Origin of the sequence: Pseudomonas sp. RIT-562, from assembly GCF_026241895.1 — a bacterium.
In the GTDB taxonomy this organism is placed as follows: Bacteria; Pseudomonadota; Gammaproteobacteria; order Pseudomonadales; family Pseudomonadaceae; genus Aquipseudomonas; species Aquipseudomonas mandelii_F.
Window position 1 is genome coordinate 153,795 of the sequence record NZ_JAPJIV010000005.1, and the last position, 14,168, is coordinate 167,962.

14 protein-coding genes and 1 tRNA gene are annotated in these 14,168 nt (G+C 59.1%); 6 read left to right on the top strand and 9 right to left on the bottom strand.

Annotated elements, in window-relative coordinates; translation table 11 throughout:
* Window positions 1-57 precede the first annotated feature (57 nt).
* Window positions 58-1,341, bottom strand: coding sequence for an NAD(P)/FAD-dependent oxidoreductase (locus ORL50_RS09185; protein WP_266012950.1), 1,284 nt, complete (start codon window positions 1,339-1,341; stop codon window positions 58-60).
* Window positions 1,342-1,524: 183 nt separating this feature from the next.
* Between ORL50_RS09185 and ORL50_RS09190 the strand changes: the two genes are divergently transcribed.
* The 3 genes from ORL50_RS09190 to ORL50_RS09200 all read left to right on the top strand — a co-directional run bounded on the left by ORL50_RS09190 (window position 1,525) and on the right by ORL50_RS09200 (window position 3,346).
* A tRNA-Val gene (locus ORL50_RS09190) sits at window positions 1,525-1,601 on the top strand.
* A 403-nt stretch (window positions 1,602-2,004) separates the two neighbouring features.
* Window positions 2,005-2,223 carry a hypothetical protein gene (locus ORL50_RS09195; protein ID WP_266012953.1) on the top strand — a complete coding sequence of 73 codons (219 nt, stop codon included), beginning with the start codon at window positions 2,005-2,007 and terminating at the stop codon, window positions 2,221-2,223.
* Between the two features lie 241 nt (window positions 2,224-2,464).
* Complete coding sequence (locus ORL50_RS09200) at window positions 2,465-3,346, top strand: DNA/RNA non-specific endonuclease (RefSeq protein ID WP_266012956.1); 882 nt, start codon at window positions 2,465-2,467, stop codon at window positions 3,344-3,346.
* 70 nt (window positions 3,347-3,416) lie between these two features.
* Here ORL50_RS09200 and ORL50_RS09205 read toward each other — a convergent pair whose 3' ends face one another.
* From ORL50_RS09205 to ORL50_RS09220, 4 genes are all read right to left on the bottom strand, one after another.
* Window positions 3,417-3,800 (bottom strand): hypothetical protein, encoded by a 384-nt coding sequence (locus tag ORL50_RS09205; protein WP_266012958.1) that lies wholly within the window; start codon window positions 3,798-3,800, stop codon window positions 3,417-3,419.
* Window positions 3,801-4,195: 395 nt separating this feature from the next.
* Entirely contained in the window at window positions 4,196-6,577 is a 2,382-nt protein-coding gene (locus tag ORL50_RS09210; RefSeq protein WP_266012961.1) for a response regulator, read from the bottom strand.
* A 31-nt stretch (window positions 6,578-6,608) separates the two neighbouring features.
* On the bottom strand, window positions 6,609-7,070 hold the full coding sequence (locus tag ORL50_RS09215) for a response regulator (RefSeq protein ID WP_266012966.1): 462 nt from the start codon (window positions 7,068-7,070) through the stop codon (window positions 6,609-6,611).
* Between the two features lie 15 nt (window positions 7,071-7,085).
* A complete protein-coding gene (locus ORL50_RS09220; RefSeq protein ID WP_266012967.1) occupies window positions 7,086-9,347 on the bottom strand; it encodes an ATP-binding protein in 2,262 nt (753 codons plus the stop codon).
* A gap of 283 nt (window positions 9,348-9,630) precedes the next feature.
* Here ORL50_RS09220 and ORL50_RS09225 point away from each other — a divergent pair, with 283 nt between their 5' ends.
* Window positions 9,631-10,086: a DUF2214 family protein gene (locus ORL50_RS09225; RefSeq protein ID WP_266012968.1), complete on the top strand. Its 456-nt coding sequence runs from the start codon at window positions 9,631-9,633 to the stop codon at window positions 10,084-10,086.
* Between the two features lie 85 nt (window positions 10,087-10,171).
* Here ORL50_RS09225 and csrA read toward each other — a convergent pair whose 3' ends face one another.
* Window positions 10,172-10,363 carry a carbon storage regulator CsrA gene (gene csrA / locus ORL50_RS09230; protein WP_045057924.1) on the bottom strand — a complete coding sequence of 64 codons (192 nt, stop codon included), beginning with the start codon at window positions 10,361-10,363 and terminating at the stop codon, window positions 10,172-10,174.
* A gap of 249 nt (window positions 10,364-10,612) precedes the next feature.
* Between csrA and ORL50_RS09235 the strand changes: the two genes are divergently transcribed.
* Complete coding sequence (locus ORL50_RS09235) at window positions 10,613-10,978, top strand: SPOR domain-containing protein (RefSeq protein ID WP_266012971.1); 366 nt, start codon at window positions 10,613-10,615, stop codon at window positions 10,976-10,978.
* Window positions 10,979-11,041: 63 nt separating this feature from the next.
* Here ORL50_RS09235 and ORL50_RS09240 read toward each other — a convergent pair whose 3' ends face one another.
* From ORL50_RS09240 to ORL50_RS09250, 3 genes are all read right to left on the bottom strand, one after another.
* Window positions 11,042-11,731, bottom strand: coding sequence for an endonuclease (locus ORL50_RS09240; RefSeq protein ID WP_045057922.1), 690 nt, complete (start codon window positions 11,729-11,731; stop codon window positions 11,042-11,044).
* Between the two features lie 4 nt (window positions 11,732-11,735).
* Window positions 11,736-12,005: a DUF1654 domain-containing protein gene (locus ORL50_RS09245; protein ID WP_416236014.1), complete on the bottom strand. Its 270-nt coding sequence runs from the start codon at window positions 12,003-12,005 to the stop codon at window positions 11,736-11,738.
* Window positions 12,006-12,150: 145 nt separating this feature from the next.
* Window positions 12,151-13,239 (bottom strand): asparaginase, encoded by a 1,089-nt coding sequence (locus tag ORL50_RS09250; protein ID WP_266012975.1) that lies wholly within the window; start codon window positions 13,237-13,239, stop codon window positions 12,151-12,153.
* Window positions 13,240-13,589: 350 nt separating this feature from the next.
* On the opposite strand from ORL50_RS09250, the gene ORL50_RS09255 reads away from it, so the two are divergent.
* Window positions 13,590-14,027: a hypothetical protein gene (locus tag ORL50_RS09255; RefSeq protein ID WP_266012977.1), complete on the top strand. Its 438-nt coding sequence runs from the start codon at window positions 13,590-13,592 to the stop codon at window positions 14,025-14,027.
* Window positions 14,028-14,168 lie beyond the last annotated feature (141 nt).

Consider the following 14,168-nt stretch of genomic DNA (forward strand, 5'->3'; position numbering starts at 1 on the left):
GCATGTGCTGGCCTCATCGCGAGCAGGCTCACTCTTGCAGTGGGTTTGCAGCGCAGGTCAATACCCAAACCTATCCCGCAACCCGTAATACCAGGCCCCCAGCGCCGCAAACGGCGTGCGCAACAATTGCCCGCCTGGAAACGGATAATGCGGCAAGTCCGCAAACGCATCAAAACGCTCAGCCTGCCCACGCAACGCTTCGGCCAACACCTTGCCCGCCAGATGCGTATACGTCACCCCATGCCCGCTGCAGCCCTGGGAGTAATAGATGTTGTCCCCCAGCCGTCCCACCTGCGGCAGTCGCGACAAAGTCAGTAGGAAATTCCCGGTCCAGGCGTAATCGATCTTCACATCCTTGAGCTGCGGAAATGCCTTGAGCATCTTCGGCCGAATGATTGCCTCGATGTTGGCCGGATCCCGCGCGCCGTACACCACACCACCACCGAAAACCAAGCGCTTGTCCGCAGTCAGGCGGTAATAGTCGAGCAAATAATTACAGTCCTCCACGCAGTAATCCTGCGGCAGCAAACTGCTGGCCAACGCATCACCCAGCGGCGCAGTGGTAATCACCTGAGTCCCGCAGGGCATCGACTTGGCCGCCAGCTCCGGCACCAGATTGCCCAGATAGGCATTGCCCGCGACGATAATGAACTTGGCCCTGACCTTGCCCTGCGGCGTATGCACCACCGGACTGGCACCACGCTCGATGCGCACCGCCGGCGACTGCTCATAAATGGTCCCGCCCAAAGACTCCACCGCCGCAGCCTCACCCAGCGCCAGGTTCAACGGATGAATATGCCCGCCACTCATATCGAGCATGCCGCCGACATACTGATCGCAAGCCACCACCTCGCGTATACGCGCCTGATCCAGCAACTCCAGCTGCGTATGCCCAAAGCGCTCCCACAGACGCTTCTGCGCCTCCAGATGACCCATCTGCTTGGCCGTGATGGCGGCAAACACCCCACCGTCCTTCAGGTCGCACTGGATATTATATTTGGCCACCCGCTCACGAATGATCCGTCCACCCTCGAACGCCATCTGCCCCAGCAACTGAGCATGCTTGGGCCCGACCGTGCGCTCGATCACGTCGATATCGCGGCTGTAACTGTTAACGATCTGCCCACCATTGCGCCCCGAAGCACCAAAGCCAACCTTGGCGGCCTCCAGCACGGTGACCTTGAAACCGTTCTCCAGCAGAAACAGGGCGGAGGACAATCCGGTATACCCGGCGCCGATCACACAGACATCAGTCTCTATTTCACCCTGCAAAGCCGGACGCGGCGGAACCGCATTGGCCGATGCGGCGTAATAGGACTCTGGGTAAGGAGTGTTCGCCATCCGCGTGCCTCTGTTTAATATATTTTACGAGTGCAGCGATCCTACCCGACTTGAAAATCCCCCGCCAGCCACCGGAAATTCTTCGCCGCAGCGGCAAAATTAAATATTTTGCATATTCATAGGGTTAGCGCGAAAAAAGGTGTTGACACCCCTCCGGAATTCCGTAGAATGCCGCCTCACAGCAGGCACGTAGCTCAGTTGGTTAGAGCACCACCTTGACATGGTGGGGGTCGTTGGTTCGAGTCCAATCGCGCCTACCAAACAAAATCCGCTCTGCTGGGCGGTCTAGAAGGGCTCACCGAAAGGTGGGCCCTTTTTTGTTGCCTGGGCTTTATGCAGAACGTTCACAAAATATAGGCATCGTTCACACTGGGCAATGTAAACGCTGGTTCCCCAAGGTGCGGATTCCTTTGTCTCCCAGGTTCGACGCGTGACGCGATGGAAGCCAGGCGCTGCGCCCGGGAGTCGACGCCTACTGGACAGGAATATCGGTGAATTGCACCTGCCGAACCAATTTGTTCTCGTAGGCTGCCTACAGGGGTTCACAGCAGGTAGCGGGCCCTGCTTGCCTTCGGAGCTGTGCGATGAGCACCATTCATCGGAACCCACGCACGATCAACCAGTTAGCGAGTCGATGTAGTACCTCAAATAAAGAAGGTTTCTATGCGACCTCTTATCCTCGATATGCCCAACGGCCGTGAGCTGATTGACGAACTTGATTCTGCGACCGGGCAGATGATGTCCCTGTCCGTCGAACACATCGGCAGCTCGAAATGGCTTGAAGCTACCGCACGACAACAGCAAGCCTTCACCAATTGGCGCGAGTATCTGCATCGCATGGCTGATTGGAGAATACGTGTCGACGCAATGAAAGTCGCTTAGGTGCGGTGTTTGATGAGCGTTGCAGGAAGGCGAGGGCGGTGGCGAGTTCAAGTCACTGCAGGAGCTAGGGCTCACAGCGCTCTCGCGAGGAATTGAAACCGCAGCGCCGCTTAGTTCAGCAATGCCTGTTTAAAGTCCATTATGTAAACCCGCCCCGCACAACCCCCAATTCTCGTACGCATCCCACCCTCAACGGCAAAGTGGTCCTCCAGCGCTCAGCCCCAAAAAAAGGACCAGACCCATGCAAGGAAGCCGCAACCTCAAGCACCTTTCTTTATTCCTGATACCGATCCTGGCAGCCTGCGCCGCCACGCCAGCCACGCCAACCACGCCAACCACGCTAACCACGCCAACCACGCCAACCACGCAAATCCCGAGCACCGAGTCGCACGTGCACTCAACTCCGACCGACAATTGCGCAGTGGGGTGCCCGATGGGCGGTGGAGCGCTCACACTCAATCGGCAGGCCTACACGCTGAACAACAATGCTTCGACCAAATTCGCCAACTGGGTTGCCTACAAAGTCACGAAGGCCACTGCGGCGACGAATCGGCCGCGAGTGTGGAAAGCCGACCCGGATAATCCCCCTGGCGAAACACTCGCTCCGGCGGACTACAGAGGTGCCAGTGCCGCGCTGAAAATCGATCGCGGTCACCAGGCCAACCTGGCGTCGTTGGGTGGGGTTTCTGACTGGCAATCGTTGAACTACCTATCGAACATCACTCCGCAGAAGTCCGATTTGAACCAGGGGGCGTGGGCGCGGCTTGAGGATCAGGAGCGCAGCCTGAGCAAGGATCCTGCCATCGATGAGGTCCACGTCATGACCGGGCCGCTGTATGAAGGCTTCGTCGGCGTGCTGCCGCGCACGGACAAGGTGCACACGATTCCGAGTGGGTACTGGAAAATTATCTTTGTCGGAAGCTCGCCTGAGCGGGGGCTTTACGCTTCGTTCGTGATGAATCAAAACACTCCGCGTGGCGCGAGCTTCTGCGACTACCAGGTAAGTGTCCTGCAGATTGAACAGCGCACCGGCTTGTCATTCTGGGGCGAGCTGCCGTTGATGACGCAGGCAGCATTAAAAAGCACTCGCGGGCGACTGGCTGACAAAATGGGTTGCGAGTAGCTAGCCTTGCCGCGCGTATCGGGAGACAGTCCGTACCCAGCGATCAGGCCAGGATCCCCCAAGGCGCTACTCAGGACGCGTTGGGTGGCTGGTTCGTATCGCTGACGTTAAGCCCGGGCTCAAGCCCGCACGCTTTCATGCGCGCCGAGTTGGAGAGGGAAGAGTAGATATAGTTGCCAGCGGCCTTGGTCTCGGCGAGTTCGGCCAGCGCGCTTTCAGGTGAGCTGTAGAAGCCAGTCTGAATATACTTTTGAGTCGTGCAGTCAAACTGGAAGCCACTATAAGAGGTGAAAGTCTCTCCGGCTCTCTTGACCACCACGTTGCGGATCGGCATTTCGCCGGCGACGGTTTCGATGGAATAGGCGGTGTAATAGTCGTCTGAGGCGCTAAGGGTATCGGCGGAATATGTAGCGACGGCAAACAGAAGCGTGGCAAAGACTGCTGAGGATTTCATTGCGCTCTTCCCTGACGTGGTTTTCCAAGCTGAGACTGGTCAGCGTCAGCATTGTAGAGCTGAATCAGAGCAAAGCGGAATCCCCTTAATGAGAAGAATTATCAATTTTTCAACGCAGCCGCCGAACGGCACTTTTGCCGGGCTTCACGCCGTAGAAGGCGGCTAGTTAAGGATCAACGCCAGCCACTGATCCCACCAGAACACCATGGAAATCAATGCCAAACCGCAGGCGCCCGCAAAGGCGAGGCAAACCCAGTCTGAAACCACCATGCGCAGGATCATCGTTTCTACTCCTCTTGGCGGGACGTAGACTCAGGCTAGTTGAACTTCTGCAAATTGCGGCTGTCCGAGCAGACCATTTCTCTATCCTCACAGGCGCGGGCGACGAAAGGGGCTTAGTCGATGCGAAGTTTGCTCAATGCATTATGCAGCTTGTCGCGTAGCACATGCTCGCTGAACGGCTTCTGCACCACGGCCGAAGCCTCCAGACCCAGCACGTCCACGTCGGCGTAGCCGGTGACGAAAAGTACCGGCACCTCGGGAGTTTTTTCTCTGATCAGTTCCGCCAGTTCGCCACCGGTCATGCCGGGCATGGCGAAGTCGGTCACCACCACATCGATCTTCGGCCCGAGTTTTTCCAGGGCCTGTATTCCGTCCTGCGCCTCTTCGACGCTGTAGCCCAGGGATTCCAGCATCTGCACGGTGACCGCGCGGACGGCCGGATCATCGTCGACCAGTAGCACGGTGCGGCCCTCTACGAGTGCCTGAGGCGCCACTTCAGGCAGGGTTTCGGCAGGTACTACGAGGCTCTTTTCCACGCTGGGCAGGTAGACCATCACTTTGGTGCCCACTCCAAGCTGCGTTTCGATCCTTACCCCGCCGCCGGACTGCTTGGCAAAGCCGAAGACTTGCGCCAGGCCGAGGCCCGAGCCCTTGCCGACTTCCTTGGTGGTGAAGAACGGTTCGAAGGCCTTGAGCAAGGTGTCGTCGCTCATGCCGCTGCCCGAGTCCTGGATCGCCAGGACGGCGTACCGACCGGGCTCCGGGTCTTCGGGGCGGACCGCAGGCTCGGTGATTTCCGCGTTGAAGGTCGAAAAGCACAGGGTGCCGCCCATCGCCATGGCATCCCGCGCATTGATGGCGAGGTTGAGGATGATCATTTCCGTCTGGGTCGGGTCGCCCATGGCGTGCCAGAGATCGGGGCACAGTTCGCTCTTGATCCAGATGCTGCCGCCGAGTGCCCGCGCCAGCAGGCTACCCATGCCGCGAATGGTGTCGTTGAGGCTGATGACGGTTGGCTCAAGCCTTTGCCGACGCGAGAACGAGAGCAGTTGCGCGGTCAACCTGGCGCCACGCTCACCGGCCTCGATGACGTTTTGCAGGCGCCGGGTGGTCTTTTCCAGCGTGCCTTTCTCTACATCGCGGATGGCAAACGTGGTGCTGGTGAGGATGACCGTCAGCAGGTTGTTGAAGTCGTGCGCCACGCCAGCGGTGAGTTGCCCGACGACTTCCAGGCGCTGCATCTGCTGCAGCGCAGCTTCGACCCGCTCGCGCTCCTGGATCTGGTCGCGCAGCCGCTGGTTGGCGGCGGCCAGTTCGTCGACCACGGCGCGCTCTTCGGTAATGTCGCGCACTGCGGCATACATCAGGCCGTTTTCCGGAACGATGGTCCAGGACAGCCAGCGATAGTCACCGCCCAGGTGACGCATGCGATTGACGAAGCGGGTGGAGACGTTGCCGCGGGCGATGCTTTCGGTTTCGCGTACGGTTGCCTCGAGGTCTTCGGGATGAATCAGTTCCCATAGGCGCATCTGGCTGATCTGTTCATGGGACCAGCCCAGTGCGGCTTTCCACGCCGGATTGAACGCGATGGGCGTCATGTCCAGGCGCAGCACGGCCAACAGCTCCCGGGACAGCTCCCAGGTGCGGTCGCGCTCGCGGGTGCGCTGTTCGACGCGTTGGCCGAGCGCTTCGTTGAGTTCCACCAGTTCTTCAGTGGCGCGTTTGCGTTCGCTGACGTCTTGCATGACCCCGGTGAACCGCACGCATTGGCCGTTCTCGAACACCGAGCGGCCGTTGGAAAAAATCCAGCGCTGGCGGCCGCCCTGCAGGATGACCCGGTACTCGACCTGATAATCCGCCTGGGCGCTCATGGCTTCCTGGAGTTTTTCTTCGACCAGCGAGCGGTCGTCCGGGTGACAGCGGTCGAGCAGGTAGGCGAGGTCGATCGATGCGGTCGGCAGCAGTTCGTACAGCGCCTTGCAACGCTCGTCCCACAGCAGTCGGCCGGTGCTGGGTTCAAGCTCCCATACGCCCATCTCCGCTGCCTCGATCGCCAGCCGCGCGCGCGCCTCGACTTCCTGCAGGGCAGCTTCCGCCACCAACCGCTGCTTGCGCTCGCGCACTTCCGAAACGGCACGGCGGACCGCCTTGGGCAGCATCTTGAGGTTTTGCTTGAGGACGTAATCCACCGCCCCCAGCCGAATCATCTCCACGGCCTGGTGTTCGCCAAACATGCCCGAGAGAAAGATAAACGGAGTCTGGGGCGCGATTTGCTGGGCAATCTGCAGTACATCGGCGCCAGAGGAACCCGGCAGCAGGTAGTCGCACAGCACTACATCGAAGGTGTCCTGGTCAAGCGCCTGCTTCGCCCCTTTGTGGTTGTGCACCAGGGTCGAATCAACTTCGATGCCACTAGCCTCCAGGGTCAGCACAGTCAACTCAGCGTCGTGAGGACTGTCTTCGATCAGGAGGATTTTCAGCTTGTTCAGTGGCATGTAGTTCAGCTGTGCATGTTCGTCGAAAAAATCAGGAGTTAGGGCGGCGCACGGATCTGACCGAGCCCGGTGGCGGTTCGTTCAGCACGGCCCAGAAAATACCCAGGTCGGAAATGGCGCCGACGAACTCCTTGAATTCCACGGGTTTGACCACGTAGGCGTTGACGCCCAGCTGATAGGCGCGCGACAGGTCCGGCTCTTCCCGGGACGAGGTCAACATGACCACCGGGATGCTGCGCAGCTCCTCAGCCGAGCGAATCGCCCCGAGCACCTGCAGGCCATCGACTTTCGGCAATTTCAGGTCCAGCAGGAGGACGGCCGGATTGCCATCGGCGCGACCGGCATGGGCGTTGCGGCGGAACAGGTAGTCCAGCGCCTCGGCGCCGTCGCGCACGACGATCACGTCGTTGGCCAGCTGGCTGCGCTCGAGGGCCACCAGGGTCAGTTCCAGGTCGTTGGGGTCGTCTTCTACAAGCAGTATCGGTTTAAGCATGGCGTTTTCTCTGGGTCATCGGGCGACTGGGCTCAGGTGTTTTTTCGGTAGGGTCATGGAGAACGTCGCGCCCTGGTCGAGGACGCCCTCGGCCTTGACGGTGCCGCCATGGCGTTCGACGATCCGCCTGACGTTGGCCAGGCCGATGCCGGTTCCTTCGAACTCATCCATACGGTGCAGGCGTTGGAATACTCCAAACAGCTTGCCGGCGTACTGCATGTCGAAGCCCACTCCGTTATCCCTGATGCTTACAGTCACGGTGTCGGCTGTCTCGGCCGCGGTGATTTCAATCATCGCGACTTCTTCGTTGCGGGTGTACTTGATGGCATTGGCAACCAGGTTGCGCATGGCCAGGTGCAGGAACGCGGGGTCGGCGACGATGATTGGCAGATCGCCCATGACCCATTCAATCTTCCTGCCATCGTATTCAGGCTGCATTTCGCGTTTGATCGACTCGATCATCGCGCTGAGATTGACTTCGGAAAGGCGCATGGCCGAGCGCCCCATCTGCGAGAAACTCAGCAGGTTGTCGACCAGGGTGCCGGCAAATTTCGCCGACTCGCCAATGGTGCCGAGGAAGCGTTGGCCGCGCTCGGTCATGTTGCCCTGTTCCATGTCGGTGAGCAGTTCGGCGTAGCCGGCGATATGCCGCAGCGGGGCGCGCAGGTCGTGGGAGACGCTGTAGCTGAACGCTTCCAGCTCCTTGTTGGAGCGCTTCAACTCGGTGGCCAGTTGCGCCAGCTCTTCGGCCTTACGCAAGACAATACCCAGCACCGCCAGGCGCAATTCGGCAACGCCTTCGATCTCGGTTTCTTCCCAGGGCGTCGAGTAACCCTCTACCGTCTGCTGCCACTTGGAAAAACTCTGGCGCGGCGAGAGCGAGCCGCTGACATCCAGCACTTTTTCCGGCTTGCCCGCCCATTGCACCACATGGGTCTGCTCGGGCTTGAACCACAGGATGTAGTTGGAATGGACTTCGGAAATCGATACCGCCAGCACTCCACCGATGGACTTGGTGAGGCCAGGCAGTTGCGGGATGTCGCGGCCGACATTGTCGCTATGAAATACGTCGGACCCCTGGCGATGGTTCAGCCAGGTGGTGAGCGCCTGCACCTGGTTTTCCGGGGGAGTGAGGCCATACAGGTCGCACTCGGTATCAGAGACCACTGCTGCGCCGCTGGCGCCGACGAAACCGAGGAATACGTCGGGTACGGATTTCAGGCCATTGAGCACGCTGTCGTGATCGGCCATGGCCGCGAGCATCTGCACGATCTGCTTTCTCAGGCTGAGCATTTTCTGGCTGCGCAGGTGCGCGCCCTTGGTCTCGACCTGCAGCGACAACACCCGGCCCAGCAGCTCGCAGGCGGTGCGCGTCTGAAAGCTGACGTCACGTGGTGCATGGTTGTGGCAGGAAATCAGCCCCCACAGTTGGCCATCGATGACAACGGAGATGGACATCGACGCACCGGTGCCCATGTTGCGCATGTAATGCAGGTGCACCGGAGAAACGCTGCGCAGCGTCGCAAAGCTCAAGTCCAGCGGCTGGCCAGTGGTGGGGTTGTGCGCAGGGATGATCGGCGACGGCACATAGTCGACGTCGGCGATGATGCGGATGCGGTTGGCGCAGTAGAGTTCGCGCGCCTGCTGCGGAATATCGGAGGCCGGGAAGCACAGGCCCAGGTACTGGTCGTAACCTTCGTCCGCCAGTTCGGCGTTGACCACGCCATTGCCTTCCTTGTCGAACCGGTAGGCGTTCACCCGGCCATAGCCGGTAATGCGCTTGATGAATCCGACGGAACGCAGGCACAACTCATCGATGCTTTCGTCTTCGCGCATCTGGCTGATGAACGAACGAATCAGCGGGTAGAGCCGGCCATGCGCACTGGAAGCATCGCTGGCGGGCTCAAGTTCGGCAATCAGCACGCCATCGTTGCGGTGCAGCATCATCGCGAACAGTTGCCCCTCACGATCACCCTTGAGCAGCGTGGTGTCGCCGACATGGAACGCTTGCAGCTGATCCTCGTCCAGCTCGCTCAACTGGTCGACGAAGGCCGAACCGCTCTTGACCAGGTCATCCAGATGAAGACCCAGCAACTGCGCCGGGGCGATACCGATCCAGTCAGTCACGTTCTCGCTGACCTGCAGCACCGTCATGCTGGCCTCATCGACCACCAGCAGAAATCCCTGGGGCTGGATGCTGCCCGGGGTCCTGATGGGTTCGCGAGCACAGTTGTCGATAGCGGACTGGAGGGAGGCAGCGATGTCGGTTTTCGTCAAAATTTTCCCCTTTAAGGCGTCAAAAGCGGTTGGCGTTTGCCTGGCTGAGCTTTAGGTCGCCAAATCCATTCGCTTTAAAAAGTGCATGACACATTAGCAAAAAAAACCGGCCAGCAGTGCGTCGGGCTGTCTTGATGTACAGATTACGACCAGCCGCTCCCAGGTTTATTCGTGCTGGGGTCCAGTTCAATTTGACCAGCTTTTGCCCGTCGGCGAGCAGGCGCGTCCGGCCGCGATGAGCTACTACTGACAGTCCGATTGTTCGTACTGACAGGGGTATCCGATGCTGACTCACTGGTTGCTCGCGGCGGTTCATCTATTGGCGTATGCGCTGGGCTTCTGGGCGGTGTTGTCCCGGGGGACGGCGTTGCGGCGGCTGGCGGCCGGGACGGGAGAACCACGCAGCGTGCTGATCGCCGATAATTTGTGGGGTGTCAGCGCTGTGGTATTGCTGGTGACCGGCGGCCTGCGTGCGTTTGGCGGATACGAGAAGGGCGCCGACTTCTATCTGCACCAGCCGTTGTTCCACCTGAAGATGACGCTCTTCGTGCTGATCCTGCTATTGGAGCTGGCGCCGATGATCACGTTGATCAAATGGCGAATTGCACTGGGGCGGGGGCGGGCAATAGACGCTGGACGTGCAAAGCTGTTTGCACGAATCAGTCATGTGGAGGCGATGCTGGTGTTGCTGATGGTCGTGGCGGCCACAGGCATGGCGCGGGCCGTGACCTTTGGTTAGCCAGTGGCAGGTTCAGGTGCGCGGCACTTGAATCCTAGCCAGCCGGAGCTCTGGGTGAACGGGCTGGCTACTGGCTGCCGCAAGATCAGTTCTGTGGCTTGTCCGGTGCGGTCAGGCCAGCCTGAATGCGCTGGTAGATCTCTTCGCGGTGAACTGCGACGTCCTTCGGGGCATTGATGCCAATCCTGACTTGCTGGCCGCTGACGCCGAGGATGGTGATCGTAATGTCATCACCAATGTTTATGCTTTCACCGACTTTGCGGGTGAGTATCAGCATGGTCTTCTCCTTGATTGCTTTGTAGGGCACCTGATTCGAACAGTGCAGAGGTCGGTGGTACGTATAGATTAGTGCGAAGTCTCACAGTTTGGGTGCCTCTTTCTGACGCGCAGATGCTGCATTAATTCCCAAGGCGTAACTATACAGAGGCCGGACCCATCATTCTCGTTGTTTTATCTCGATTTTTCGGCTCTAAAGAACTATTCATGAATGCTAAAATGCTGCTTTAAGCATTCAGAGGGACAACTTGTGCGCAAATTGGTCTGGGTAGTCGCAGTACTGGCGTTGGCAGGGTGCGACGAGCGCAAGCGTGGCGATGTGCCTCCACCGCAGCCGACAGTCGCTGCAACGTCCGCTGCAGTTGCCGCGCCACAGTGGGATCTGGAAGTTCGGGGCGAAATCACCCAGGCGGTCAGCGACCTGAGCGGCTGGCTGATCGAGCACAGTTTCGTGTCCAGCGTAGTCAAGGAAAACGGCAAGACCCGCATTCTGATGGGGCCGTATAACTCCGAGGCCGAAGCCAAGGCCAAGCAGGCCGAAGTGCAGGCGGCACTGGTGCGGGCGAAAAAGCAGAATATCGAATTGCTGGTGATCGAGCGTCCGCTGAGCCAGTAAGGCAGCAGGTATAAAAAAACGCCCCGGGCTATCCACCCGGGGCGTTTTTTTTTGCCCTGGCACTCAGCCGCAGGCTTTGAGGTCCACCGGTCCGACAAATTCGTTACCACGTCCCATCACGCACGCCACCGTCTGGTTGCGCTGGCTTTCCCAGGCCTGCACCGGGTAGGTCTTGTTCCAGGCTTCGTACAGTTGCCGATCCTGCTTGGACAGACGCAAGCCGTACTGCTTGCTCATGTAGAAGTAAGTGCGGGCGATCATGCCGCGAATCGACGGGCGCGGCATGACCTTCTTCGCCTTGAAATCAACCTGGGTCAGGCACGAGCCGTATTGCCCCGACTGCACCGGCAACCAGCCGAAGCTGAAGTTGCTGCGGTCGCCGTTAACCTCGCCAATGCTCGGGACCAGGTTGTGCAGGTCGGCCTCGGCCTTCTGGTACACCGCGTCGTAACGGGTGCAGTTCTTGCGCCCGCCTTCCTGCCAGCACTGGCGTTGATGACCGATCTGCCAGGCCGGCACGATGTGCTCCCACTCGATTCGGGCAGCGCGCTTGGCATTCTTGCGCGGCACGTAACCGCAGGCGGACAGGTTGACCTTGTTGCCGGTGTATTTGCAGCCGCAATAGAACTCGGTCGATTGCGGCGCGTAGAGTTTCCAGGCGACTTTCTTGGCTTCCGAGAAGGTTCGAGGGGCGGCTGCCTGGGCGCCCATGGCACAGAACAGCAGCAGTAAAGCTAAACAGCGGACGCTCATCGAATCAATCTTCCTTCGGCACAACCCAGAAAATCTGCACGCCGCCATCGTCGCGGTAGGCGAGGGTGACGTTATCGTTTTCGTCGATTTCTTCGAGCAACTGCTCCCACTCGTCCACCGGTTCATCTGGCAGGCGGAAGATCAGCGCAGCTTTGGCTTTTTGGGCAGTGGGGGAATTGATGATTTTCTGAACTCGAATGCCCATGCGTGCATAGGAGTCTGGAGAGGATGCAGGAGTGGCCACGGAATTATCCTTATTAAGCTGTACGTGCATACAGTATTAAACTGTAGGCATTATCGCAACTGCTTAAAATTCAAGAAATTCCTCTGACAGCGGTTTTTCGCTTTTGGTGTGGGGCGAGGGCGGGTTTTTTATCAGGCGGGCGGGTTGCCCGACCGGAATCGGTCGGGCGAGGGGATCAATACTCCCAGAACATCCGTTGCAGTTCCTTGCTGTCATTGGTCTTGGTCAGCGCGACCATGGCCAGGATCCGGGCTTTCTGCGGGTTCAGGTCATGGGCAACCACCCAGTCGTTCTTGTCGTCCGGCTGTTCGGCGTTACGCAGGACGAAACCACCGGCGTTGACGTGGGAAGAACGGATTATTTGCACGCCGTCCTTGCGCAGTGCTTGCAGGGCTGGAACTACCCGCGAAGACACCGAGCCATTGCCGGTGCCGGCGTGGATGATGGCTTTGGCACCGGATTGCGCCAGGGCTTTGTAGGCGGTATCGCTGACGTTGCCGTAGGAATAGGCGATTTCGACGGCAGGCAAGGTCTTGATGTCCTTGATGTCGAATTCCGAATCCATGGTGTGACGCTTGGCCGGCAGGCGGAACCAGTAGGACTTGCCTTCAACCACCATGCCCAGCGGGCCCCAGGCGCTCTTGAACGCTTCAGTCTTGATGTTGATCATTTTGCTGACGTCGCGACCCGACTGGATCTCGTCGTTCATGGTCACCAGCACGCCTTTGCCCCGTGCATCCTTGCTGCTGGCGACTGCCACGGCGTTGTACAGGTTGAGCATACCGTCAGCAGACATCGCGGTGCCCGGGCGCATCGAGCCGACAACGATGATCGGTTTGTCGGTTTTTTCCACCAGGTTGAGGAAGTACGCGGTTTCTTCCAGGGTGTCGGTGCCGTGAGTGATGACGATGCCATCGACGTCGCTGCTGTCGGCCAGTTCCGCCACGCGACGGCCCAGTTGCAGGAGGTTGTCGTTGGTGATGCTTTCGGAGGCGATTTGCATGACCTGTTCGCCACGCACGTTAGCCAGCTGGCTCAGTTCCGGCACGCCAGCGATCAATTGCTCGATGCCGACTTTGGCCGCCTGGTAGGTGGCACTGTTGGCCGCGCTGGCGCCGGCGCCGGCGATGGTACCGCCGGTGGCAAGGATCACCACGTTGGCCAGTTTCTGTTCGGTCTGGGTTTCTTTTGCCTGGAGTGCGGTAGGCAGGAGGAGCAGCAGGGCCAAGGTGCCCGGAACGAAGGACTTAAGAGCAGATGTCATTATTTTTTTCTCTCTTGTGGTGAGACGGTGCTGATTGCAGGTCTTCCAGTTGGCCCCGGCACATCTGAATGCCGGGTGAGAGTGAGGGAGCAGGATCCGTACCATGTGTATTATGTGACAAGATTATTTGTAACATATTGATCTGTAACGAATATTTGTATCTTGTTGTGAGCGATGTGCGGGCGCAGCGTCCGGAGTTCCGAACAAGCGCCGTCCTTTTGTTCGGTCTCCCGAAAGTCCCTGCTGAAAATAGTGGTATAGGTGTTTCATGCGGAATCGGTGGTCCGCCCTAAAGAATCCGCCCGACCGGTCGATGCCCCTGTAATGGATCGTTTAAGAGGGAGCAAAAAATGTCGTTGACCGTCGCTTTATCCAATGCGCGTGTGATCAATATTGCCAACAAGCCGGCGGATGCCCCGGTGCGGACAGCTGCTGAAGCCTCCGCGCCGACGGCGACCCCGGAAGAGGGCGAGAATAAACCGTTGAGCGTGGCGCCCGCCCAGCAAGACTCGAAAACCGAGAGCAGCAGTAGCAGCCAGAGTATTACCGTACAGATGTTGCTCAAGCGCATGAAAGAACTGCAGCAGCAGTTGCGCGAACAACAACAGCAACTGGCAGCCACCCAGGCCACCAAATTTGCCAATGAGGAAGCCAAGGCCACTGCGGTGATGGCGGTGCAACAGCGTATTGCCGACACCGCCGGAGCAATCGCCCAGGTGGCGGGTGCATTGGCCAAGGCCCTCACCGAAGGTTCGACCAGTGGCAGCATGGTCAGTACTTCGGCCTGACACAAAATCACTACTGGCGGTCGTTGACAAATTTGCGCAGGGTTCGCATAGTTCGGTCTTCGCAAACGTTTGCGCAGTGTTCTGATAGCTTGGTCCTACACGGAACGCTGTAGAACCTACGCCAGCGCAAGCGTTGCACAT